The sequence below is a fragment of the Vreelandella sp. 2A-K22 genome, from assembly GCF_054065485.1.
The window spans coordinates 17,246-40,723 of record NZ_JBSUGC010000015.1 but is presented as its reverse complement, the minus strand read 5'-3'; the positions used below and the strand labels follow the sequence as shown (position 1 = coordinate 40,723).

The window sequence follows — 23,478 nt, the reverse complement described above, 5'->3', positions numbered from 1 at the left end:
TGTTTTAGCCCTTCTGCTTGATTTTAGCCCAGCTATCTTTCAACCCCACGGTACGGTTAAACACCAAATGCTCTGGCGTAGAGTCGTGACGGTCAGCGCAGAAGTAGCCGACGCGCTCGAACTGGAAGCGTGACTCGGGCGTTGCGAAGGCTAAGCTTGGCTCTCCGATGGCTTGGCAAACGACCAGCGACTCCGGATTAAGATGCTCTAGAAAATCGACATCTTTATCGCGATCAGGCTGCTCAACGGTGAACAGGTTGTCGTAAAGACGCACTTCCATTGGCACGCCGTGTGCAGCGCTGACCCAGTGAATAACGCCTTTGACCTTACGCCCTTCGGGGTTTTTACCCAGCGTATCGAAATCCACCGAACAGTGCAGTTCGCTGATCTCACCGGCGGCGTCTTTGAACACCTCATCACAACGAATCACGTAGCTATTGCGCAGGCGTACTTCTTTACCGGGTGCCAAGCGGAAGAACTTTTTAGGCGCGTCTTCCATAAAGTCGTCTTGGTCGATATACAGCTCGCGACTAAACGGCACCTGACGCACCGTCATATCTTCACGGGCGGGGTGGCCAGGAACCTCGTACACCTCCTGGTGATCTTCCGGCACGTTGGTGAGCACGACTTTCAGCGGCTTTAACACACACATGGCGCGCGGGGCATTGTCCTCAAGATCCGAGCGAATGGCGTGGGTCAACATGGCGATATCCACCAGGCCACCGTCGGCACGGGTGACGCCAATCATCTCGCAGAATTTACGAATTGACGCGGGCGTATAGCCACGGCGACGCATGCCGGAGATCGTCGGCATCCGCGGATCGTCCCAGCCATCGACGATTTGTTCATCCACCAGCAGCTTCAGCTTACGCTTGGAAGTCAGGGTGTAGTCGAGATTCAGCCGTGCAAATTCGATCTGGCGCGGCTTCGCGGGTACTGGCAGATTATTTAAAAACCACTCGTACAGCGGGCGGTGATCTTCAAATTCCAGGGTGCAGATCGAGTGGGTAATACCTTCAATAGCATCCGACTGACCATGGGTGAAGTCGTAAGAGGGATAGATTTTCCACTTGTCGCCAGTCTGGTGATGGCTGGCATGACGAATACGGTAAATAATCGGGTCGCGTAGATTGATATTGGGTGAGGCCATGTCAATCTTGGCGCGCACGACCTTTTCACTTTCGCCAAACTCACCTTCACGCATACGCGCGAGCAAATCCAGGTTCTCCTCGGCGCTGCGTTCGCGATAAGGGCTGGGTTTACCCGGCGCCGTCAGGGTGCCGCGATACTCGCGGATTTCATCCGGCGACAGGTCGTCAACGTAGGCTTTGCCTTCACGCATTAAGTGCTGCGCCCAGGCATAGAGCTGGTCGAAGTAGTCAGACGCAAAACGCACCGGGCCTGCCCATTCAAAGCCTAGCCAGCTGACGTCCTCTTTGATCGCATCGATGTAAGCCTGCTCTTCTTTGGCAGGGTTGGTGTCGTCAAAACGTAGATGACACTCGCCACCCAGTTGCTCCGCCAACCCGAAATTTAGACAGATCGACTTCGCATGGCCGATATGCAGGAAGCCATTGGGCTCCGGGGGGAAGCGCGTCACGATTTTAGTGACCTGGCCGCCCTCGATTTCGTCGCGTACTTGGTTGCGAATGAAGTTCGGCGCTGGGGTGGTCTCGTTGGTCATGATGGTGTTGATAACCTCGTGGTGGATGGCGTGCTGCGCCGTGAGGACATAGGATACTCCTATGGCCCTTCGCGGTGCAGGGCAAAACCGCTATTATAACGTGACGCCGATGCACAGCGCCAAGGCGAACGCCTTTATTGAACAGGAATTTATCTATGATCGTATTACAAACGAACCACGGTGACATCACCATCGCTCTTAACCACGAAAAAGCGCCAATTAGTGCGGCGAATTTTGAACAGTATGTGCGCGACGGGTTTTATGATGGCACCCTGTTCCATCGCGTCATTGACGGCTTCATGGTGCAAGGGGGTGGTTTCGATAAGGAGTTCAACCAAAAGCCGACCCGCGACCCTATCGACAACGAAGCCGACAACGGCTTGAAAAATACCGTTGGCACCCTGGCCATGGCACGCACCCAGGATCCCCACTCTGCCACTGCGCAGTTTTTTATCAATGTGGGCGATAATAGTTTTCTTGATCACAGCGGTAAAAGCCTTCAAGGCTGGGGCTATGCGGTATTTGGCGAAGTCGTTGACGGGATGGATGTGGTCAATGAGATTAAAAACGTAGCCACGTCTCGCCGCGGCATGCACGCCGACGTCCCCTCCGAAGATGTCATTATCGAGCGCGCGTACGTCAAAGACGCGGAATAACGCCGGGAGCCTTATGCGCACACTGCTTGTTGCCGACCTTCATCTAAGTAGCGATACCCCCGAGATCAATCAGGGGTTTTACCGCTACTTAGAGCACACTGCTCCAGGAGCCGACGCGCTTTATATTCTTGGGGATCTTTTCGATGCCTGGATTGGCGATGATCTACTGGACGCCAATACACATCCGCTTAGCGTTGTTGCACATGAAGTAATTCGCCATTTGCGCAGACTTAGCAGCGACGGTACTGCGGTGTACCTAATGCACGGCAACCGAGACTTTCTGCTGGGCGAACGCTTTATAAATGCGTGCCAGGCATTTCTGCTACCGGATATTGAGGAAGTGGAAATCCAAGGCATTCCCGTTTTACTGCTACATGGCGATAGTTTGTGTACTCAGGATGAAGCGTATATGGCTTTCCGCAAGCAGTCGCGCAATCCAGAGTGGCAGGCGCAGATGCTTGCGCTACCTTTGGAACAACGTGTAGCACTTGCGCAAAGCTTGCGTACTCAATCTGGCGAAGCCAATGCTAATAAAGCTGAAGCGATTATGGATGTGACGCCACAAGAAGTCATTGCGCTGATGGAGCACCATGGCTTGACTACCATGATCCACGGTCACACCCACCGCCCCAGAGTACATGACTTGACGGTTGAAGACGTGCCTGCCAAGCGCTATGTACTAGGCGACTGGGATGCCCAGCACGGCTGGGATATTATCATTGAGCGCGCCGACCATACTGCGCCCCGACTACGTCAGTTCTCTTTAACGGAATTACCTGATTCCTGACCGCAATTTACGAGTATAAAAAAGCCGATCATGTGATCGGCTTTTTTGCTCTTGCTGTTTTTAACTTGGGCTTAAGCGACTCTAGCGCTCTATATCGGTATCGCTGCGCAGGTCATCAATCAATCCCTGCAATACCGATTGGGCACGCAACTGCTCGGCCATTTGCGCAACAAATGTCTCCATCTGCTCATCGACCTCACCTACACTGACGCTATCAAGCGCTACCACAGCCACTCCTTGCGGCAGTTCAACCGTGCGATAGACGCTCTCACCCTCTTCAGGGCGCTCCATGCGGAAGGCTTCCTGAACAATCAGCTGAGGCACAGTGCTATCGGCTTGGCGGCTTACGCTGTTGGCTTCTAGCCAATCAACATCTGCCGACTGACCGTCTCGCAAACTTGCAACCAGTGCCTGTGCCTCTTCACGCAGCGCCTCTTGCTGCTGTTCTGCGGCCACTGACATTTCAACGTCCTCGCGCACTTCATCAAGCGGCAGCAGAGTCGCATCACGCTGCTCAGCAACCCGCAGTACCAGGCGACGATCCTGATCCAGCTCAATCACTTCGCTGTTGTAGCCCTCTTCAAATACGTCGTTGCTAAAGGCCGCCGACATTACCCCAGGCTCAGATAGCACTCCGTCAGCCTCATCATCACGAGCAAGCCAATCGCTCTCCTGCAGCGTTAGACCGAGCTCATCGGCAACGCTCTGCAAGTCGTCGGCAGCGAAGCTCTCGTCGATCAGTTGTTGAACCCGCTGGTTAAACTCATCATCAATGTCACGTAGTGCCACTTCCCGCGCTAGCTCATCGCGCTGCTCTTCAAAAGTAGGGCCCTGAATATCCGTCACCTGGATAATGTGGAAAGCGTTATCCAACTCAACAGGCTGGGATACATCACCCTCTTCGAGACCAAAGGCCGCTTCATCAAAGGCCTCACCAAAGAAGCCACGGCTGATCACACCAAGATCACCGCCCTCTTCTGCGCTGGCCGTGTCGTCAGAATAGCGCAAGGCGGTATCTGTAAACGAATCACCGCTGTCCAGTGCTTCCCGAGCGGTCTCGGCTAATTGCTGCGCTTCATCGCGGGTGCGCTCATTACCAAAGGTGATCATGATATGCGACACACGGCGGTCAGCATTGCGATTTTTCTCGCGCCAGGCGTCACGCAGGGCCTCTTCATCCACGTCACGACCCTCTGCCATGGCCTGACGGTCAATCAGCACATACTCAAGACGCACCTGTTCCGGGCGTTCATAGCGCTCCTGGTGGGCATCGTAATATGCTTGGAGATCGTCATCGCTAACGCTGATATCAGCGTCCACATCGTCGCCATCCAAGACTATATAGCGAAAACTACGCTGCTGGCGCTGTAATTCGGCCAGGCGCTCTTGCTCGTTCGGCAGGCTAAAATCACTGAAGGCTAAGCCTTGCTGTAAATGCTGGCGCTGGATATCGACGCGCAACTCTTCACGAAAGGAGATCGGCGTATAGCCAGCACCGGCGAGACGATTTCGGAATACCTCTGCAGAGAAACGGCCATCCTGATCATGAAATTCCGGCAGGCTGACAATTAACTGATCCAACTGCTGTTCAGAAACGGCAAAACCACCCTCTTCTGCATACTGGGACAGCAGTTGCTGCGTGATAAGCTGGTCAAGTATATCGTTGCGCAAGGCACGCTCTTGCTCAGGCGGCACTTGTCCTGAACGCAGCGCGCGCTGAACCTCTAGCTCAACTTGCTGACGCATAATCGGCTGTCCGTTGACGCTCGCCACTTCGTCCGGATCGCTGCCAAAAAGCCCAAACAGTGACTCAATCCCGAAAAGTGCCATGGCCGCGACCATGACACCGATAATAATTTTGGCACCCCAGCTCCTGGAGCCATCTCGAATACTTTGCAGCATGCTAGCCTCAGATAGTCACAGCCAAACAGATCGGCCCGCTCAACCCAAATAAAAAGTGGGCCAGAAAATAACATGGGCGCATCGCCAATGCGATGCGCCCATTAGGTTACAGCAAACGCGGTCAAATTAGTTGACGGCGTCTTTCAGCGCTTTACCTGCTTTGAAGCTGGGTACTTTGGCGGCACTGATCTGGATTGGCTGACCCGTTTGTGGGTTACGGCCAGTACGAGCAGCACGCTCTTTGATCGCGAAGGTACCAAAACCTACCAGAGATACGCTTTCGCCTTTCTTAAGGCTATCGGTGACAGACTCCACCATGGCATCCAATGCGCGGGTTGCCGCTGCTTTCGGAATATCTGCAGACGCGGCAATGGCTTCAATCAGCTCGGACTTATTCACTCTTCACCCCTTGACTGTTTCAAAAAATGGCTCTGAACGGCATGGTCACCGATGGATACGACGATCAAAGCATAGCTGCGTTTTATAGCAATGCCTTGAAACATCTGTCAAGCAACCATGCCGCGAGATACCCGCTACCCAAAGCAGCGGGCACATATTAAGTAAAATTAAAGACCAGCGAGGACTTTAACAGCTTAATGGGTACTAGCAACAACGGTATTACTAAACGATGCTTCGGTACTTTTCAATGGCGCACCGTCTTCTACCTTATCAGCTAGCGCTACGGCTAAGACATCATCTATCCAACGTACCGGACGAATATCCAATGCACCTTTGATATTGTCAGGTACTTCCTTGAGATCACGGCGGTTTTCCTCAGGAATTAGCACTGTCTTTATACCACCGCGGCGGGCTGCCAGCAATTTCTCCTTCAATCCGCCTATCGGTAATACCTCACCGCGCAGATTGACTTCACCGGTCATTGCCACGTCGCAGCGTACCGCACGCTGGGTGTATGCGGAAACAATCGCCGTCACCATGGCAATACCTGCACTGGGCCCATCTTTAGGTGTTGCCCCTTCAGGAACGTGGATATGCAGGTCCTCTTTTTCGAACCGTTCGGGGTCAATGCCATACGCTTCTGCCCTGGCGCGCACTACCGTATGAGCGGCACTCACCGACTCTTTCATTACATCGCCAAGTGAACCGGTCTTGTTAATTCGCCCTTTACCCGGCGTCACGACAGACTCGATGTTGAGTAACTCGCCGCCCACCGATGTCCAGGCAAGGCCTGTCACTCGGCCGATCTGGTCGTCTTGCTCTGCCAAACCGTAACTATAGCGACGTACGCCCGCGTAGTGCTCAATTTGCTCAGCCGTGAAGCTCTGCCCTGTTTGGGCGGCTTGCGGGTCACGCTCTTTCTCAAGCCGCTCACGCAGTACCTTCCGCGACACTTTGGCAATCTGCCGCTCCAGCTCACGCACACCCGCTTCGCGGGTATAGTAGCGAATAAGCTCTAAAAGCGCGCTGTCTTCGAGCGTTAACTCATCGCCTTTTAAACCGTTCGCGGCTAGTTGCTTAGGCAATAAGTAGCGCTTAGCGATCGCCAGCTTCTCATCCTCGGTGTAACCCGGCAGACGAATAATCTCCATACGGTCAAGCAAGGCGCTAGGGATATTCATCGAGTTAGCGGTACAGATGAACAGCGTCTCGGAGAGATCGTAGTCAAGCTCCAGATAGTGATCGCTAAAGCTGTTGTTCTGCTCAGGATCAAGCACTTCGAGCAGCGCAGAGGCAGGGTCACCGCGATGATCCATGCCCAGTTTGTCGACCTCATCCAAAAGAAATAACGGGTTTTTAACCCCTGCTCTGCTCATCCGCTGCATCAACTTGCCTGGCAATGAACCAATATAGGTGCGCCGATGGCCGCGAATTTCCGACTCATCGCGTACCCCACCCAGGGCCAAACGCACATATTTGCGATTGGTGGCACGGGCAATGGACTGGCCAAGCGAGGTCTTGCCCACCCCGGGCGGCCCAACGAGACATAGCACTGGGCCTTTCATCTTGCGCACGCGCTTCTGTACGGCAAGATATTCCAGGATGCGCGCCTTAACCTCCTCCAGGCCGTAATGATCTTCATCGAGCACCTGCTGCGCTTTGACGAGATCATGCTTTACCCGGGTACGCTTTTTCCATGGAACAGCGACTAACCAATCCAGGTAGGAGCGCACTACGGTCGCTTCAGCGGAGTTTGAGGCCATCATTTTAAGCTTATTGAGCTCTTGAGTCGCTTTCTCGGACGCCTCTTTCGGCATACCGGACTCTTTAATCGCCAGCTCATACTTCTCAGCCTCGTTGGGCACATTATCCAGCTCACCCATCTCTTTCTGGATAGCTTTCATCTGCTCATTGAGGTAGTACTCGCGCTGAGTCTTCTCCATCTGCTCTTTGACCCGCGAGCGGATGCGCTTCTCTACTTGCAGTAGGTCGATTTCAGATTCGATCAGCGCCATCAGGTGCTCAATACGATCGCGCACCCGATCCATCTCAAGCAGCTCTTGCTTGTCGCCAATTTTAAGCGACAGGTGGGCACAAATGGTGTCCACCAAGCGGCTTGGATCTTCAATCCCCGACAGCGAATTAAGCACTTCGTTGGGGACTTTTTTGGAGAGTTTGACGTACTGCTCGAACTGATTGAGCAACACGCGTACCAGTGCTTCCTGCTCACGACTGGTCAGCGGTTCACTCTCTCGGGGCGTTAAATACGCCTGGGTGTAGCCTGCGGCATTCTCTTCGACATTGAGAACATCCGCTCGGAAATTCCCCTCAATGAGTACCTTGACCGTGCCATCAGGCAACTTAAGCAGTTGCATGATATCGGCCACGGTGCCCATAGCGTAAAGATCCGCATTGTCAGGCTCATCTTGAGACGCTTCACGCTGAGCCACCAGTAGCACACGTTTATCAGCCTCCATCGCCGCTTCGAGCGCCTGGATAGACTTTTCACGACCTACAAAAAGGGGGATGACCATTTGCGGATAAACAACCACATCGCGCAATGGCAAAAGGGGTAGACATTGTGTCTGTTCGGCGTTCTGCTGCATCGCAGACGTTCCTCGACAAATCGGATGAGTACTTAAAAGAGTACTTAGAAAAGTACTGCACACTTTTCAAAATGCTGGCGTTTAGACGTTAGCATTGAATAGGCTAGGCAGTAACACTTCACGAATTAGGCTTTATAACTCTCTCGCTAGATAACCAGGCTTCACAACACGCTTTATAAGGGCTCTCTACAGCAGAGTCCTAGAACATCTACAACAACAAGGGGTCGCCTTGGCGACCCCTTGATTTAGCGCAAGCGGTTGAAGCTGGGCCGCGATACTCGACTAGCCACTAACCATCAGTGCCGTCGACACGTGCATCTTCCTGCTGAGAGTAGATCAACAGAGGTTCGCTTTCTCCGGCTATCACAGATCCGTCGATGACGACCTTGCTAACACCTTCAAGCGAAGGAATTTCGTACATGGTATCCAACAGTACCGACTCTAGAATAGAGCGCAGTCCGCGAGCACCTGTCTTACGCTCCATGGCTTTTTCAGCCACTGCACGTAACGCTTCATCTCTGAACTCTAGCGTTACATCTTCCATTTCAAACAGCTTGGCGTACTGCTTAACTAGCGAATTCTTCGGTTCTGTAAGAATCTGCACCAGGGCGTCTTCAGTGAGCTCCATCAGTGTTGCGATGATGGGCAAACGACCCACAAACTCTGGAATCAAGCCAAATTTAACCAGATCATCAGGCTCTACGTCGGCCAGCAGTTCACCCACCCCACGGGAAGACTCTTTGCTTTTCACCGCCGCATTGAAGCCGATGCCGCCTTTCTCAGCACGGTCACGGATAACTTTATCCAGCCCTGCAAAAGCACCGCCTACGATAAACAGAATGTTGCCCGTATTGACTTGGACAAACTCCTGCTGGGGGTGTTTGCGTCCGCCTTGAGGCGGCACGGAAGCCGTCGTACCTTCAATAAGCTTCAGCAGTGCTTGCTGAACGCCTTCACCCGAGACATCACGGGTAATAGAAGGGTTATCCGACTTGCGTGAAATCTTGTCGATTTCATCGATGTAAACAATGCCACGCTCGGCTTTCTCGACGTCGTAGTCGCACTTCTGCAACAGCTTCTGGATGATGTTTTCGACATCTTCACCGACATAGCCGGCTTCCGTCAGCGTGGTTGCATCCGCAATGGTAAAAGGTACATTCAGTAACCGTGCCATGGTTTCCGCAAGCAGCGTTTTACCGCTACCGGTGGGGCCAATCAGCAGAATGTTTGATTTACCTAGCTCTACATCGCCGTCGCGTACATCTGTTTTCAAACGCTTGTAGTGGTTATATACCGCTACGGAAAGCACCATCTTGGCGCGATCCTGTCCGATAACGTAGTCATCAAGCGTATGACGTATTTCGCGTGGCGTAGGTAAACGCTCCTCATCGCTCTCGGCATCGGCTTCGAGAACTTCCTCGCGAATGATGTCATTACACAAGTCGACACACTCATCGCAGATATAGACGGATGGGCCCGCAATCAGCTTACGTACTTCGTTTTGGTTTTTGCCGCAAAACGAGCAGTAGAGCAGTTTGCCACCTTCGTCTTTGCCTTTGCCGTCGGCCATTCGCATACCTCTATCACTGCGGCGGCTTTCGCCGCCGGAAAAGCTCGTTAGAAAAGCAGAATCCTATCACGCTATCAGGATGTAGGCCGCTTATCCAGCACTGCATCAATCAGGCCATACTCTTTGGCTTGATTGGCGCTCATGAAATTATCCCGATCAGTATCACGTGAGACAGCTTCAATTTCCTGACCCGTGTGGTGGGCAAGAATTTGGTTCAGTTTCTCGCGAATACCCAGAATCTCACGGGTATGAATTTCAATGTCAGACGCTTGGCCTTGGTAACCACCCAGCGGCTGGTGAATCATGACGCGTGAGTTGGGAAGGCAATAACGCTTGCCAGCAGCACCCGCTGTCAATAACAGCGCACCCATGCTGGCCGCCTGACCAATACACACCGTAGAGACATCTGGTTTCACAAACTGCATAGTGTCATAAATCGACATACCCGCAGTGACCGATCCACCTGGCGAGTTAATATACAGGTGAATATCTTTATCGGGGTTTTCCGATTCCAGGAACAGCAGTTGGGCAACAACCAAATTAGCCATGTAGTCTTCTACAGGGCCTACCAAAAAGATCACACGCTCTTTTAACAGGCGTGAGTAAATGTCGTAGGCTCTTTCCCCTTTGGCGCTCTGCTCAACCACCATGGGCACTAAACCGCCGGCGTTTTGAATATCAAACTCACTCATTCAGGTGATTCCTTGCGTCCGGGAAGGGAAAGGCGCACCGACATATTAGGTGCGCCGCGTTCCAGGGTGTTAGGCGCTCGCTTGCTCGCCCTCTTCAGCACCCTCATCTTGCTCTGCCTGCTGTTGCGCAGCGGCAAGGGCTTGCTGATAAGACATTTCAACGTCTTTAATGTTCGTTTGTTCGAGCAGCTTAGCTACCGCTTTCTCTTCGAGAATGGCAGATTTTACTTGGGTTTTCATCTGCTCGTTACCCATGTAGTAGCTAACCACCTCATCAGGATCTTGGTACTGCTCAGCAAGCTCGGTCACTTTTGCTTTGATAGCATCATCGTCAGCATCGAGTTCGTTAGCTTTGATTACTTCAGCCAGCAACAAGCCGACCTGAACGCGGCCTTTGGCCTGCTCTTCAAAGAGTTCGTTGGGCAACTGGCTGACATCAAAATCTTCGCCTAGACCAAACTGCTGCGCCGCTTGGCGCTTCATGCCGTCAGTCTCTTGCTGAACGAGCGCGCTAGGCACAGGAATTTCGTTAACCTTTTTCAGCGCATCGAGCACTTGCTGCTTAACCCGGTTATCAACGGCTTGCGACGCTTCACGGGTCATGTTCTTCTTGATTTCAGCGCGGAATTTTTCCTGATCGCCGCCTTCAACGCCAAAACGCTCGATAAACTCAGCGTCTACTTCGGGCAACTTCTGGCTGCTGACCTTATGTACGGTTACCTTGAAGGTGGCTTCTTTACCGGCTAAATGCTCGGCCTGGTAATCCTCAGGGAAGGTGACGTTAAGGGTCTTCTCTTCGCCCGCTTTGGCGCCAATTAACTGCTCTTCAAAACCAGGAATAAAGCTATTGGAACCAATGACCAGCGTGTGGCCTTCGGCGCTACCGCCTTCAAACGGCTCATCACCAATATAACCCTGGAAGTCAATAGTGACCTGATCGCCGTCAGCTGCAGCAGCGTCCACTTCTTCCCAGGCTGCATTTTGCTTACGCAGCGTATCGATCATCTCATCGACATCCGCATCACTCACCGAAACCACCGGGCGCTCAATCTCTGTACCTTCGATAGAGTTAAGCTCAACCTGCGGGTAGATCTCCATAACCGCAACGAACTCTAGGTCTTTACCAGACTCATTGACCGATGGCTCAATTTGCGGGAAGCCAGCAGGGTTCAACCCTTCTTCGGTAATAGCGCGCACATAACGCTCACGCATTACTTCGCTGACAACCTCGTTACGTACGTCTTGGCCGTAGCGCTGCTGGACTACTGCCATTGGCACCCGGCCCTGGCGAAAACCATTCAAGCGAACGTTCTTCGCAGTGTCTTTCAAGCGAGCGCTAACGGCCCCGTCAATTTCGGCCGCCGGCACTTGAATGGTAATGCGGCGTTCGATCTGGGAGGTCGTCTCGACAGAAACTTGCATGAATTGTCCTCTAACGGCTGGGCGTTGTGTTGATTGCATATAATAAGTTCAAGGGGGCAATTTTAAGAACCCCAACGCATAGTGGCAAGCGCCATGCTCGCAACATGGGGGCAGTGATTTTAAAAACAAGGCAATAAGCGAGCAATTAACCACTTTAAGGCGTGTTTAGCTTCATTATTCGCCCCACGTTGCGTAATTTTTACCATTCTACTGCTTTGTGCGTCTTGCAGCGACTTTTTCAATCACTACCGCAAAAAAAGCTAACCTGCATGACGCTCACCCGACCACCATAAGCTCAGCGCATGAAGAAGCACCCCAAGCGTAGCACCATGAGAAATGAATACCTGCCAACTGATCCAGTCCGTAAACAGCGCATGCCAGCCACCCATCACCACCATTCCCAGCAGCAGCATAACGACTAACCGTTTACATAGTTGTGGCAGACGACGACGCGCCTCCACGGCCAGTAAGCGCCACTGAACAATAGCCGCAAAAGCCACCAGCGCTAAGGCGAAGATAATCAGCGTCTGGCGGGTTTCATGCCCTCCCGCCATGTAGCGCGGCAAAGTTGCCAGCATAACGACACATAAGCCCAGCGCAACGCTGATGCGCTCAGGCGAGGTGGGGGCTCGCTGCATCGCTCAAGCCACCTCTAATTGCTGGGCAACGATCCACTCTTCCACCCAGGGCACAGCAGCATCGTCGGCCATAAAGGTCTCCATGGCATCGATCTCTAGGCGCTCCCCTAAACGCGTCGCGCCATGATCCGCCAGCAGCTCATCAAGCGCGCGGCCAGCGCCACAAAATGTATCACCATACGAGCTATCACCGAGTGCAATGAGTCCGTAGCGAAGTGTGGTAAGCGCAGGACTTTGGTCACGCAACTGCCGGACAAAGGGCACAAAGCTGCCGGGAAAATCACCACTACCAGTGGTCGATACACAAAAAAGCGCCAAATCGGCGTCACCGCTGACAATATCATCAACAGATGGCTGTTCAATAATCTCCACAGCGTAACCGGCCTGTTCAAATAGGGGTTTCACCTGCTCTGCCACATCAAGGGCACCGCCATACATGGTACCCACCAAAATATTTAGCTTCGGCATCGTCACTCCCCTGTCAAAGTGTCACAGTGCCAACCGTCAAGTCGACAAATACCTGATGAATTTGCTCAAATATTAACATGGCTGGTTAGAATGAGACACATCGCCCAAACGGGTGACCCACACGCAGCGCACAGGAGTGGCTATGCAGCAAACCTTCGAGGCTTGGATCACCCCGCTAATGATTAGCGGCCTGATCATATTTATGTGTTTTATTATCTGGGATTTGGCCAAAAAATCGAACGCAGGCAAATTTGGTACCATCATGCTGTTTGTGGTGCTCGGCGCAGGCATGCTTGGTTACGTCATTAAGGTGGTGATTACCTGGCTAATCGAAGGTGGCGGCATGCAGGGGTAGCAAAAGCCATCACTCCACAGGCGCGCTTATCACTATACTCATCACAACAACGCCCATCATAAAAGAGAAAAGGAGCGCCCGAAGGCACTCCTTTTTTATGAAGGGGAGTCTTGCATGACACGAGAGCAGCTACTGAACTGAGAGTACCAGCATTTCTCAAACCAAAAGACTATTCACCGCCTTCATAGTGTTCAACCTGCTGCTTAAGCTTTTGCCCTGGGCGAAACGTCACGACTCTTCGAGCAGAAATGGGAATTTCTTCACCGGTTTTGGGGTTACGCCCTGGTCGCTCGCGCTTATCTCGCAGATCAAAGTTACCAAAACCCGATAGTTTTACCTGTTCGTTCTCACGAAGGCAGGCTCTAATCTCTTCAAAAAAAGCTTCGACCATAGCCTTCGCTTCTCGTTTGGACAGGGCTAGCTCTGCATGCAAATGTTCGGCTAGCTCTGCTTTGGTCAACGCACCCATAAGGCTTCTCCTTATCCTTGAAGCAAACACAGCAACAAACGCTCTGTACCAAACGTACAGTAGCAAACGCATTGCCAAGAACGTGATAAGCATCGTGGCGTAGCCCAGGCACTCACATAGCTACTTAATTAGCCGCGCAGCTCAGCATCTAACTTGACACGCACTTGTGTCACAATTGAATCAACCAACTGATTGATTTCCTCGTCGTTTAGCGTGCGCGATGGATGCTGCCAGGTCAAGCCCAAAGCAATACTCTTGTGCTCTTCGGCCACACCTTTACCTGAATAGACGTCAAATAGCTTGATATCTTGCAGATACTCACCTGCTTGCTGCTTGGCGCAATCCAACAGCGCCTGCACAGGAGTCGCCTCTTTGAGTATAAACGCCAAATCACGGCGCACCTCAGGAAAGCGTGATAACGGTTCAAAGGCAGGAATACGGCCTTGGCTAAGCGCATCCAGACGCACTTCGAAGAGCACCGCATCCATCTTCAAGCCAAGCGTTGCGCGCACCTGAGGGTGCAGGGTACCGATCCAACCCGCTGGCTCTCCACGATGCAGCAGCTGCGCACACTGCCCCGGATGAAGGGCCGGGTGCTCTGCAGGCTCAAAGCGCCATGCGTCAGCGTCACCGCCCAAGGCCAGGACACTCTCCAAATCGCCCTTTAGATCGTAGAAATCCACCCGCCCTTTCGCATCACTCCAGCCCTCTGCTTCCCGCGCACCACAGACCAGAGCACCAAGCATCGGGACTTGTGACAACTCATCCAGTTCGCCGTTGAAAACCAGCCCGGTTTCAAACAGCCGCACGCGGGTTTGCTGACGGTTAAGATTATACTCCATGGCGCGCACCAAGCCGGGAAACAAACTAGCACGCATCACCGACAAATCAGCCGAGATAGGGTTAGCTAGCGCGGGGCTTACAGCATCGGGCAGCATGGTCGCTTGCAGCTCAGGAGCCACAAAGCTGTAGGTAATCGCCTCTTGGAAGCCGCGGGCAACCATCTGGCGGCGCAGCCGTGCCTGGGTAAGCGTTGCCTCGTCTGCTGAACGGAGCGCCAAGCGTGCCGCCGGCCGGCGCACCGGCAAATTATTGTAGCCATGGATACGCGCTACTTCTTCGATGAGATCCTCTTCGATGGCCAGATCAAAACGCCAACTCGGCGCAGTGACTGCCCAGCCGGCATCCTGCACGCTGACTTCAAGCCCTAGGCGTTGCAAGATATCAGTTACATCATCACTATCGAGAGCCTTGGAAAGCGCTTTTTCTAACCGTTCACTGCGCAAGAAAATAGCGCGCTCAGCAGGCATACGCTCAGCACTTTGCGCTTCAACAAGAGGCCCTGCTTGGCCGCCGCAGATATCAATCAAAAGCTGTGTGGCGCGCTCAACGGCAACTGGTGTCAATTGCGGATCGACGCCGCGCTCAAAACGGTGCGATGCATCTGTGTGTAGCCCGTAGGAGCGCGCCTGCCCCGCAATGGCAAGCGGAGTGAAGAACGCTGATTCAAGGAAAATAGTCTGGGTATTTTCATTAACGCCGGAGTTTTCCCCACCCATCACACCTGCCATGGCTAGCGGGCCTGAGCTGTCGGCAATGATCAACGTTTCGGGGCGCAGCGCCATATCACTACCATCAAGCAGTGTTAGCCGTTCGCCCGGCTTGGCCATGCGAACCACTATGCCCTCTTGCAGGTTGTGGCGGTCAAAGGCGTGCATCGGCTGGCCCAATTCCAGCATGACGTAGTTGGTAATATCCACCACTGGGTCAATCGAGCGCACGCCACTGCGACGAAGACGTTCTACCATCCACAGCGGTGTTTCAGCCTTAACATTAACGCCCTTGATTACGCGACCAATATAGCGCGGGCACTGCTCTGGTGCCTCTACGCTCACCGCGAAGCTATCCTCAACCTCCGCGGCCACCGGTGCGATTACGGGCCCGTTAACCGGCAAACGGTTAAGCACGCCGACCTCTCGCGCCATCCCCTTAATACTCAGGCAGTCTCCCCGGTTGGGCGTCAGATCGACCTCAATCGTCATGTCATTAAGATGCATGAACTCTCTGAAATCGCCCCCCACCGGCGCAGATGACGACAGCACCAGGATGCCGGGCGAGGTCTCTTCTTCAAGCCCCAGCTCCGATGCAGAACAAATCATCCCGCGCGATTCAACGCCGCGTAGCTTGGCTTTTTTGATTTTAAAATCACCTGGCAGCACGCCACCCACCTGGGCAAAGGGGATTTTCTGACCAACATCAACATTGGGTGCACCGCAGACAACCTGCACAGGCTCGCCACTACCGTCATCAACGGTGCACACATTGAGCTTATCCGCGTCAGGGTGCTTCTCTTTACTCAGCACCTCAGCCACCACTACACCGCTGAATGCGGCGGCTACCGGCTCAATAGCGTCGACTTCCAAGCCCGCCATGGTGATTTGGTCGGCCATTGCCTGCGTTTCAAGCTGCGGCGAAACCCACTCACGCAGCCACTGTTCTGAAAATTTCATCGTTGATCCTGTATTCGGCGGCGGTCTTAAGCGAATTGACGTAAAAAACGCAGATCGTTTTCAAAGAACAGGCGTAAATCATTCACGCCGTAGCGCAGCATTGCCAAACGCTCGGCTCCCATCCCGAAGGCAAAACCGGTATAGCGCTCGGTATCAATACCCGAGTGACGAAAGACTTCAGGATGCACCATGCCGCATCCCATCACTTCCAGCCAGCCGCTGTGGGAACAGACACGACAACCTGATCCACTACACATCACACACTGAATATCCACTTCGGCGGAAGGCTCAGTGAATGGGAAGTAGGAGGGTCGGAAACGCACCGAAAGATCGTCGCGCTCGAAGAATGCCTGCAGAAAGTCTTCGATGGTACCTTTAAGGTCAGCAAAGCTAACCCCCTCATCGACCAACAGCCCTTCAACCTGATGAAACATCGGCGTGTGGGTCAAATCAGAGTCACTGCGATAGACACGCCCTGGGCAGACGATACGGATGGGCGGCTCGCTACTCTTCATGGTGCGCACTTGCACCGGCGAAGTGTGAGTACGCAGCAAGCGCGTGGCATCAAAATAGAAGGTATCAGCCATACCGCGAGCGGGATGGTGCGCGGGAATGTTGAGGGCTTCGAAGTTGTGATAATCGTCTTCAATTTCAGGCCCTACCGCCACGTCATAACCAATACGTGTGAACAGCCCCTCTATGCGCTCAAGCGTACGCGTGACGGGATGCAACCCACCGCTGGCCTGACCACGCCCTGGCAATGTGACATCGATACTTTCAGCGGCCAAACGGGCATTCAGCGCCTCACTTTCAAGCTGTTCGCGCTTAGCATCAATTTCGTCGGCCAGCGTTTGCTTGGCTTGATTAATACGCTCGCCTGCTGCCGGGCGTTCTTCGGCTGACAGCTTCCCCAGGCCCTTCAGCAAGGCAGTTACCTCACCTTTTTTACCTAAGTAGCGTACTCGTAACTCGTCTAGTGCGGCGACACTCTGCGCAGCCTGAATGGCGTCGCGAGCCTCAGATACCAGAGTAGGAAGGTGATCCATCCGTTTCACTCCGAATTAAGCGGTGTCCATCCGTGAAGATGGCGTGGCACGTTGAAGGTGACAAAAAAACAGGGGAAGAGCGGCTGCTCTTCCCCTGGATGGGTCACTCTGAAATGACCTCAGGCACGTAACACGGGCACAAGCCCTGTGCATATTACCTTATTGGGCAGCCTTGGCTTTTTCCACGATGGCAGCAAATGCAGCCTTCTCGTGTACTGCCAAATCGGCCAATACTTTACGGTCGATTTCGATACCGGCTTTCTTAAGACCGCCAACAAAGCGGCTGTAAGACATACCGTTAACACGCGCACCAGCGTTAATACGCTGGATCCATAGCGCGCGGAACTGGCGCTTACGATTGCGACGGTCACGGTAAGCGTACTGACCTGCTTTGATAACAGCTTGCTTGGCAACACGGAAAACGCGTGAACGGGCACCGTAGTAACCTTTGGCAAGCTTCAATACTTTTTTATGGCGACGACGCGCTACTACGCCACGTTTAACTCGAGTCATAACACACTCCTGACTTTAAGGCTGAGGCAAAAAAATTGTGCACTCAGAAAAACGAAAACCCGACTTATAGATTCGGCAGCATACGCTGGATGAGCGCTTTATCAGACGCGTGGATCTGCTTCATTCCACGCAATTGACGCTTACGCTTGGTCGATTTCTTGGTCAAGATGTGGCTACGGTGAGACTGCTTGTGCTTAAAGCCATTAGCAGTCTTCTTGAAGCGCTTGGCAGCGCCGCTGTTGCTTTTGATTTTCGGCATGAGGAAAACTCCGCTCGATATTTTTTAGAAAACCCAGGGCCGACCACCGGTTTAACGGTGGCCCGTTGACATCGCCGTTGGATCACTTCTTTTTCGGGGCAATAATCATGATCATCTGGCGGCCTTCCATTTTAGGAAAGGCCTCTACCACTCCGATCTCTTCCAGGTCTGCCGCGATCCTTTCCATCAGCTTACGGCCGATATCCTGGTGCGCCATTTCACGACCACGGAAGCGCAGTGTGACTTTGCCCTTGTCACCACCTTCCAAAAAGCGCGTCAGGTTTTTAAGCTTGACCTGATAATCGCCTTCATCGGTGCCAGGACGGAATTTGACTTCCTTAACCTGGATTTGCTTCTGCTTCTTCTTTTGAGCCGCTTTCTGCTTCTTGGTCTCAAAAACGAATTTGCCGTAATCCATAATCTTACAGACGATGGGATCGGCATTCGAAATTTGCACGAGATCTAAGCTTTCAGATTCAGCACGCTCTAGCGCTTCGGTGGTGGGCACAACGCCCAACTGCTCACCGTCGCTACCAATAAGGCGTACTTCTTCTTCGACAATTCGCTCGTTCATTGGTGGGCGTTTGTCTGCTGGACGCCCGCGCTGGTTGCTTCTCTTGATCGTTCCGTCTCCTTAGGCCATTGACGATGTCGCCAGGGCTGCTCTCTCGGCAGTATGGCGTTCAATAAATTCATCGACCGTCATTGTACCGAGGTTTTCGCCGCTGCGTGTTCGCACGGCCACTGAGTCAGCTTCGACTTCCTTATCTCCCACCACAAGGAGATAGGGAACTTTCTGTAATGTATGCTCACGGATTTTAAAGCCGATCTTCTCGTTCCTCAAGTCCGCTTTAACACGCAAGCCACTTTTTTGCAGACGTTTCTCCAATTCGAGCGCATATTCACGCTGCGAATCGGTGATAGTCATGACAACCGCCTGCTGAGGCGCAAGCCATAATGGCATAGCGCCCGCATAATGTTCAATCAAGATGCCAATGAAGCGCTCCATGGAGCCTACAATAGCACGATGCAGCATTACCGGCGACTTACGCTGACCTTCTTCAGTCACATACTGAGCCCCAAGCCGCTCTGGCATCATAAAATCGACCTGCATAGTGCCGACCTGCCATTCACGCCCCAGACAGTCTTTCATATGATATTCAATCTTGGGGCCGTAGAACGCGCCTTCGCCAGGAAGTTCCTGCCACTCGACGCCACAAGTTTTCAATGCGCTACGCAGCGCATCTTCTGCCCGATCCCAAACCTCATCACTTCCAATGCGCTTTTCCGGGCGAAGAGCAATTTTAATAGCTATATCTTCAAAGCCGAAATCACTATACACCTTTAGCGCTTGGCGATGGAAATCAGTCACTTCAGGCTCAACTTGAGCTTCAGTACAGAAAACATGGCCATCATCTTGCGTAAATGCCCGCACACGCATAATGCCGTGTAAAGCACCTGAAGGCTCGTTACGGTGGCATCCACCAAACTCACCAAAACGAACGGGCAATTCGCGATAGCTACGCAAACCAGAATTAAACACCTGAACATGTCCAGGGCAGTTCATCGGCTTAAGAGCATACTCACGCTTTTCGGATTCAGTAAAGAACATGCCGTCCGCGTAGTTATCCCAGTGCCCTGATTTTTTCCAAAGCGATACGTCCATAATCTGAGGACAGCGTATTTCTTGATAACCACCCTCTTTATAGACGCCCCGCATATATTGTTCGATCTGCTGCCATAGCGCCCAGCCGTTTGGATGCCAGAATATCATCCCCGGCGCCTCTTCCTGCATGTGGAAGAGATCCAACCGACGCGCCAACTTACGGTGATCGCGTTTCTCCGCCTCTTCGAGACGTTTGACGTAAGCCTTCAGCTGTTTTTTATCACCCCACGCGGTGCCGTAGATACGCGTCAACATAGTATTTGCAGAGTCACCGCGCCAATAAGCACCGGCCAACTTGGTCAACTTAAAGGCTTTTAAGTGGCGGGTATTTGGCACATGAGGCCCGCGGCACATATCGGTGTATTCTTCGTGATGATAAAGCCGGATGGTCGCGTCATCGGGAATATCGCGAACAATTTCCTGCTTATAAGGTTCATCGCGGTGTAAAAAAGTCAGCATTGCCTGGTCACGATCAACATACTCGCGTACCACATCGTACTCACGCTCTATCAGTGACTGCATACGCGCTTCGATGGCTTCCAGGTCTTCCGGTGTGACAGATTGACCAAACTCAATATCGTAGTAGAAACCATCTTCAATAACTGGCCCGATGGCCATTTTGGCCTCGGGGTACATCTGCTTAACCGCATGACCAATGAGGTGAGCGCAGGAGTGGCGAATAATTTCCAGCCCTTCAGCGTCACGGGCAGTAATTATCGCCACCGTTGCGTCTTGCTCGATCAGGTCAGCGGCATCTACCAGCACACCATCGATCTTTCCAGCGATACAGGCCTTAGCCAAACCAGGGCCAATGGATTCTGCGAGCTGCATAATGGTTAGCGGTGCTTCAAACGTCTTTTGACTGCCGTCAGGCAGAGTAACAATAGGCATTCAGATTCCTTGAGCGCAGTGGTGATCCATACCAAGGATCACATATCGCTATCAATGGTCTTGGGAGAGGTGTAAATGTACCAACATAAAACAGCAGCAAGACTAGCAGACTTGCCGACCGCTTAAAATAAAAACGGGAGGCATAAGCCTCCCGTTTCTTTACCTGTGGATTGCCGCTAGCACTTTATAACCAAACCGCAAACCTCAGATGATAAGTGAACTTAGTTCCACTCATCCAGTTCAACGCGACGGTTCTGGAAGCGACCTTCTTCAGTCTCGTTAGAGGCGACCGGACGCTCTTCACCGTAACCTACCGCACGCATGCGGTTAGCTTCTACGCCACGGCTCGCCAAGTAGTTAGCAACAGATTGAGCACGCTCTTGTGACAAGTTTTTGTTGTACTCGTCAGAACCGCGTGAATCAGTGTGGCCTTCGATGCTTACGCGAACATCAGGGTTGCTGACCAAGCGCTCTGCAACACCGTTAAGCACGCTCTGAGCGTTAGAGGTTAACTGAGCAGAATCAAACTCGAAGTTAACATCTTCCAGAACTACGCTATCCGGGCAACCCAGGGCGTTCACTTCTACACCAGCAGGAGTGTTCGGGCACTGATCACGGTAATCGGGCACACCGTCGTTATCGGAGTCAAGCGGGCAACCGTTGGCATTAACTTCAACGCCAGCGGGAGTGCCTGGGCACTGATCGCGGTAGTCCGGCACGCCATCACCGTCAGAATCTAACGGGCATCCCTCGGCGTCAACTGCGACACCAGCAGGCACTTCGCCATAGCTCGGGCACTGAGGTGCAACCGGCTCAGGCGTACGATCAGCACATAGCAGACCGCCGATAGCAGCACCAGCTGCGGCACCAGTAGCAGCACCGCTCTCTTCATCAGAACTACTGCTGGTGGCGTAGCCAATGCTGCCACCGATAACGCCGCCTGCCAGACCACATACCGCAGGGTGCTGGTACCAGCTGCGGTCGCTGCTAGCGCTTGCTTGGCCGGAAGACTGTGAGGCCGAGCTGGCACAGCCAGATAGACCTACTACCAGTGCGGAACCGATGAGCAAGCCAGTCGTTGATTTTTTCATGCAAGACTCCTTCTTGATCCAATGCTGAAATGGCCATAAGTAACCAAATCTATCCAATGCTTCTTATTGCGAGAGCATCCATTTTTCGCCTGCTCCATATCGCTGTTGATAGTATCAAGCTCCCAGTACCAATAATCACGTACTAATTACTCAACACCCAGTCGATATAGAGCGATGTGCCTATCATTCACGCTTAAGCGCAGGAAGGCAACAATGCCAAGATATCAACTTCTTGCCAATACCGACATCCTTCAGCATAGCAAAATTGCCGCAATGGGCACTAAAAATTAGCTTGCTATGCTTTTGGGCGGTTTAAACCGCTCAAAACCTGTCATTAATGCAGCGCTTTTCTGCCTTGGGCACGCCATTTCAGCACTGCCCGAGCTGCCTCCAATACGGCATCGCGCATATCATTTTCTACCATCAGCCGCTCTTTGTCTTCCTGCATACGCTCTCGGGGGGACAACTGTTGACGAGCGGTATGGGTATTCAGGTGTTGAGTGCGGCTGTAGTGCTCGGCAAATGCCTTAAATTCAGTTCGTTCCGTTAAACTAGGATCAATGATTTCCAGTAACACCTTGCACCGCCAGGCGCCTTCGGTAATATCGACCTGCTCCTGAACCAGTGCGCTTGCTACATAATCGAGGTTTTCTAAGCTATTTTGTTGGGCGCGAGCGTCTTCATCGCGACGATAAGCTTCTCGACGACTCACCTCTTTGCGTAACAACCATGCGTAGAAACACAACCCTACAATGACTGCAATCGCCACGGCGAGTAATACCAGCGCTACCGTTGAGCTCATGAAACTCCTCATTCAGCGGATAAATTGCTTGACGAAAATTGTACACCCTTATACCACTATTCTGCCAATAGCATCTAGGCTTGCTTCTCTTCTGACTGCATAGCTGTCCAACTCTTGTTTGGATCACCAAGCAAGCGCCGCAGCGTAGTGATCAAGTAATAGCGCCCCAAAAACACCTAATAAATAGCGAATTGAGAACCAGAATGCGCCGATAGGAGCAGCAGTATCCTGACCACGCCACACTCGCCAATTCCACACCATGAAGCGCGCATTCAGGCACAGCACGACCACTAGGTAGAGCGCGCCGCTCATGCCTATCATCACCGGCAGTAAGGTGGCTAACACCGTTAACCACCCATACAGCCAAATTTGCAGCCGCGTAAAAGGAATGCCGTGGGTAACGGGCAGCATGGGGATACCAGCCCGGGCATAATCATCGCGCTTGTGAATGGCCAACGCCCAAAAATGGGGCGGCGTCCAGGCAAAAATAATCAGCATTAAAAGCAAAGGCTCGGGGGTAATTTGCCCAGTAATAGCGACCCACCCCAGCAGTGGCGGCGCAGCGCCAGCAACGCCTCCAATGACGATATTTTGTGGTGTCGCCCGCTTTAAAAAAGCGGTATAAATCAGCGCATAACCAATTAGGGAGGCAAAGGTTAGCGCAGCCGTTAAATGGTTAACCTGCCACACCAATAGCGCAACACCTGCGACTGAAAGCAAGCACGCCCAACCTAGAGCGATTGCCACGGGTAGACGTTTACTTGCCAAAGGACGACGAGACGTTCGTGTCATTACCGCGTCCAAGTGGCGGTCGATGACATGGTTAAAAGCCGCCGCACCGCAAGAGGCCAAGCCGATACCGGCTAGCCCAAGGACTACGTTCGTCAATGGTGGTAGGCCCGGGGTTGCTAACGCCATTCCTACGGCAGCACACACCAACATAACGGCAACAACTTTCATCTTGCACAGACCAAGGAGCTCTTTCCAGCCCCACACCATAGAAGGCACTGCCGTGGGTAGCGTCATTGTTATATTTCGCATGGCATGCTTCC

22 protein-coding genes are annotated in these 23,478 nt (G+C 52.7%); 3 read left to right on the top strand and 19 right to left on the bottom strand.

What is annotated here, in order from left to right; translation table 11 throughout:
* Positions 1–4 precede the first annotated feature (4 nt).
* Entirely contained in the window at positions 5–1,684 is a 1,680-nt protein-coding gene (locus ACW17M_RS19125) for a glutamine--tRNA ligase/YqeY domain fusion protein (protein WP_138801431.1), read from the bottom strand.
* Positions 1,685–1,839: 155 nt separating this feature from the next.
* On the opposite strand from ACW17M_RS19125, the gene ACW17M_RS19120 reads away from it, so the two are divergent.
* Complete coding sequence (locus ACW17M_RS19120; RefSeq protein ID WP_022523310.1) at positions 1,840–2,340, top strand: peptidylprolyl isomerase; 501 nt, start codon at positions 1,840–1,842, stop codon at positions 2,338–2,340.
* A 13-nt stretch (positions 2,341–2,353) separates the two neighbouring features.
* A complete protein-coding gene (locus ACW17M_RS19115; RefSeq protein WP_022523309.1) occupies positions 2,354–3,127 on the top strand; it encodes a UDP-2,3-diacylglucosamine diphosphatase in 774 nt (257 codons plus the stop codon).
* An 81-nt stretch (positions 3,128–3,208) separates the two neighbouring features.
* Here ACW17M_RS19115 and ACW17M_RS19110 read toward each other — a convergent pair whose 3' ends face one another.
* From ACW17M_RS19110 to ACW17M_RS19075, 8 genes are all read right to left on the bottom strand, one after another.
* Positions 3,209–5,029, bottom strand: coding sequence for a SurA N-terminal domain-containing protein (locus ACW17M_RS19110; protein WP_457547950.1), 1,821 nt, complete (start codon positions 5,027–5,029; stop codon positions 3,209–3,211).
* A 126-nt stretch (positions 5,030–5,155) separates the two neighbouring features.
* Positions 5,156–5,428: an HU family DNA-binding protein gene (locus tag ACW17M_RS19105; RefSeq protein ID WP_007114333.1), complete on the bottom strand. Its 273-nt coding sequence runs from the start codon at positions 5,426–5,428 to the stop codon at positions 5,156–5,158.
* A gap of 194 nt (positions 5,429–5,622) precedes the next feature.
* The gene (gene lon, locus ACW17M_RS19100) at positions 5,623–8,034 is read right to left on the bottom strand and encodes an endopeptidase La (protein WP_400674758.1); all 2,412 of its coding nucleotides are present in this window, start codon (positions 8,032–8,034) and stop codon (positions 5,623–5,625) included.
* Positions 8,035–8,323: 289 nt separating this feature from the next.
* Positions 8,324–9,604: an ATP-dependent Clp protease ATP-binding subunit ClpX gene (gene clpX, locus ACW17M_RS19095; protein ID WP_022523306.1), complete on the bottom strand. Its 1,281-nt coding sequence runs from the start codon at positions 9,602–9,604 to the stop codon at positions 8,324–8,326.
* A gap of 74 nt (positions 9,605–9,678) precedes the next feature.
* Complete coding sequence (gene clpP / locus ACW17M_RS19090; protein WP_009287800.1) at positions 9,679–10,296, bottom strand: ATP-dependent Clp endopeptidase proteolytic subunit ClpP; 618 nt, start codon at positions 10,294–10,296, stop codon at positions 9,679–9,681.
* A gap of 69 nt (positions 10,297–10,365) precedes the next feature.
* Positions 10,366–11,718, bottom strand: a complete 1,353-nt coding sequence (gene tig / locus ACW17M_RS19085) for a trigger factor (protein ID WP_022523305.1) — start codon at positions 11,716–11,718, stop codon at positions 10,366–10,368.
* Positions 11,719–11,978: 260 nt separating this feature from the next.
* Positions 11,979–12,356, bottom strand: coding sequence for a hypothetical protein (locus ACW17M_RS19080; protein ID WP_022523304.1), 378 nt, complete (start codon positions 12,354–12,356; stop codon positions 11,979–11,981).
* 3 nt (positions 12,357–12,359) lie between these two features.
* Entirely contained in the window at positions 12,360–12,824 is a 465-nt protein-coding gene (locus ACW17M_RS19075) for a flavodoxin (protein WP_022523303.1), read from the bottom strand.
* A gap of 142 nt (positions 12,825–12,966) precedes the next feature.
* Here ACW17M_RS19075 and ACW17M_RS19070 point away from each other — a divergent pair, with 142 nt between their 5' ends.
* Positions 12,967–13,179, top strand: a complete 213-nt coding sequence (locus ACW17M_RS19070) for a DUF2788 domain-containing protein (RefSeq protein ID WP_022523302.1) — start codon at positions 12,967–12,969, stop codon at positions 13,177–13,179.
* A 169-nt stretch (positions 13,180–13,348) separates the two neighbouring features.
* Here ACW17M_RS19070 and ACW17M_RS19065 read toward each other — a convergent pair whose 3' ends face one another.
* The 10 genes from ACW17M_RS19065 to cyoE all read right to left on the bottom strand — a co-directional run bounded on the left by ACW17M_RS19065 (position 13,349) and on the right by cyoE (position 23,467).
* A complete protein-coding gene (locus tag ACW17M_RS19065; RefSeq protein ID WP_022523301.1) occupies positions 13,349–13,648 on the bottom strand; it encodes an integration host factor subunit alpha in 300 nt (99 codons plus the stop codon).
* A gap of 128 nt (positions 13,649–13,776) precedes the next feature.
* Positions 13,777–16,158 (bottom strand): phenylalanine--tRNA ligase subunit beta, encoded by a 2,382-nt coding sequence (gene pheT, locus ACW17M_RS19060; RefSeq protein WP_039859814.1) that lies wholly within the window; start codon positions 16,156–16,158, stop codon positions 13,777–13,779.
* A gap of 26 nt (positions 16,159–16,184) precedes the next feature.
* Positions 16,185–17,204, bottom strand: a complete 1,020-nt coding sequence (pheS, locus tag ACW17M_RS19055; protein ID WP_022523299.1) for a phenylalanine--tRNA ligase subunit alpha — start codon at positions 17,202–17,204, stop codon at positions 16,185–16,187.
* Positions 17,205–17,363: 159 nt separating this feature from the next.
* Positions 17,364–17,717, bottom strand: coding sequence for a 50S ribosomal protein L20 (gene rplT, locus ACW17M_RS19050; RefSeq protein ID WP_007114344.1), 354 nt, complete (start codon positions 17,715–17,717; stop codon positions 17,364–17,366).
* A gap of 64 nt (positions 17,718–17,781) precedes the next feature.
* On the bottom strand, positions 17,782–17,976 hold the full coding sequence (rpmI, locus tag ACW17M_RS19045; protein WP_027959586.1) for a 50S ribosomal protein L35: 195 nt from the start codon (positions 17,974–17,976) through the stop codon (positions 17,782–17,784).
* An 82-nt stretch (positions 17,977–18,058) separates the two neighbouring features.
* The gene (gene infC / locus ACW17M_RS19040; protein WP_009287797.1) at positions 18,059–18,550 is read right to left on the bottom strand and encodes a translation initiation factor IF-3; all 492 of its coding nucleotides are present in this window, start codon (positions 18,548–18,550) and stop codon (positions 18,059–18,061) included.
* A gap of 60 nt (positions 18,551–18,610) precedes the next feature.
* Entirely contained in the window at positions 18,611–20,533 is a 1,923-nt protein-coding gene (gene thrS, locus ACW17M_RS19035; RefSeq protein WP_457547949.1) for a threonine--tRNA ligase, read from the bottom strand.
* A 221-nt stretch (positions 20,534–20,754) separates the two neighbouring features.
* Positions 20,755–21,624 (bottom strand): OmpA family protein, encoded by an 870-nt coding sequence (locus ACW17M_RS19030; protein WP_022523297.1) that lies wholly within the window; start codon positions 21,622–21,624, stop codon positions 20,755–20,757.
* 334 nt (positions 21,625–21,958) lie between these two features.
* Positions 21,959–22,426, bottom strand: a complete 468-nt coding sequence (locus tag ACW17M_RS19025; protein WP_457547948.1) for a DUF2489 domain-containing protein — start codon at positions 22,424–22,426, stop codon at positions 21,959–21,961.
* A 123-nt stretch (positions 22,427–22,549) separates the two neighbouring features.
* Positions 22,550–23,467, bottom strand: a complete 918-nt coding sequence (gene cyoE, locus ACW17M_RS19020; RefSeq protein ID WP_457547947.1) for a heme o synthase — start codon at positions 23,465–23,467, stop codon at positions 22,550–22,552.
* Between the last annotated feature and the right edge of the window lie 11 nt (positions 23,468–23,478).

Excerpts from the sequence above, each read along its gene's own strand:
- ACW17M_RS19065 (WP_022523301.1), bottom strand. The coding sequence starts at position 13,648 with ATGGGTGCGTTGACCAAAGCAGAGCTAGCCGAACATTTGCATGCAGAG.
- rpmI (WP_027959586.1), bottom strand. The coding sequence starts at position 17,976 with ATGCCGAAAATCAAAAGCAACAGCGGCGCTGCCAAGCGCTTCAAGAAG.
- pheT (WP_039859814.1), bottom strand. The coding sequence starts at position 16,158 with ATGAAATTTTCAGAACAGTGGCTGCGTGAGTGGGTTTCGCCGCAGCTT.
- clpP (WP_009287800.1), bottom strand. The coding sequence starts at position 10,296 with ATGAGTGAGTTTGATATTCAAAACGCCGGCGGTTTAGTGCCCATGGTG.
- ACW17M_RS19080 (WP_022523304.1), bottom strand. The coding sequence starts at position 12,356 with ATGCAGCGAGCCCCCACCTCGCCTGAGCGCATCAGCGTTGCGCTGGGC.
- ACW17M_RS19110 (WP_457547950.1), bottom strand. The coding sequence starts at position 5,029 with ATGCTGCAAAGTATTCGAGATGGCTCCAGGAGCTGGGGTGCCAAAATT.
- tig (WP_022523305.1), bottom strand. The coding sequence starts at position 11,718 with ATGCAAGTTTCTGTCGAGACGACCTCCCAGATCGAACGCCGCATTACC.
- ACW17M_RS19030 (WP_022523297.1), bottom strand. The coding sequence starts at position 21,624 with ATGAAAAAATCAACGACTGGCTTGCTCATCGGTTCCGCACTGGTAGTA.
- rplT (WP_007114344.1), bottom strand. The coding sequence starts at position 17,717 with ATGACTCGAGTTAAACGTGGCGTAGTAGCGCGTCGTCGCCATAAAAAA.
- infC (WP_009287797.1), bottom strand. The coding sequence starts at position 18,550 with ATGAACGAGCGAATTGTCGAAGAAGAAGTACGCCTTATTGGTAGCGAC.
- ACW17M_RS19025 (WP_457547948.1), bottom strand. The coding sequence starts at position 22,426 with ATGAGCTCAACGGTAGCGCTGGTATTACTCGCCGTGGCGATTGCAGTC.
- ACW17M_RS19125 (WP_138801431.1), bottom strand. The coding sequence starts at position 1,684 with ATGACCAACGAGACCACCCCAGCGCCGAACTTCATTCGCAACCAAGTA.
- ACW17M_RS19120 (WP_022523310.1), top strand. The coding sequence starts at position 1,840 with ATGATCGTATTACAAACGAACCACGGTGACATCACCATCGCTCTTAAC.
- clpX (WP_022523306.1), bottom strand. The coding sequence starts at position 9,604 with ATGGCCGACGGCAAAGGCAAAGACGAAGGTGGCAAACTGCTCTACTGC.
- ACW17M_RS19115 (WP_022523309.1), top strand. The coding sequence starts at position 2,354 with ATGCGCACACTGCTTGTTGCCGACCTTCATCTAAGTAGCGATACCCCC.
- pheS (WP_022523299.1), bottom strand. The coding sequence starts at position 17,204 with ATGGATCACCTTCCTACTCTGGTATCTGAGGCTCGCGACGCCATTCAG.
- ACW17M_RS19075 (WP_022523303.1), bottom strand. The coding sequence starts at position 12,824 with ATGCCGAAGCTAAATATTTTGGTGGGTACCATGTATGGCGGTGCCCTT.
- thrS (WP_457547949.1), bottom strand. The coding sequence starts at position 20,533 with ATGCCTATTGTTACTCTGCCTGACGGCAGTCAAAAGACGTTTGAAGCA.
- cyoE (WP_457547947.1), bottom strand. The coding sequence starts at position 23,467 with ATGCGAAATATAACAATGACGCTACCCACGGCAGTGCCTTCTATGGTG.
- lon (WP_400674758.1), bottom strand. The coding sequence starts at position 8,034 with ATGCAGCAGAACGCCGAACAGACACAATGTCTACCCCTTTTGCCATTG.
- ACW17M_RS19070 (WP_022523302.1), top strand. The coding sequence starts at position 12,967 with ATGCAGCAAACCTTCGAGGCTTGGATCACCCCGCTAATGATTAGCGGC.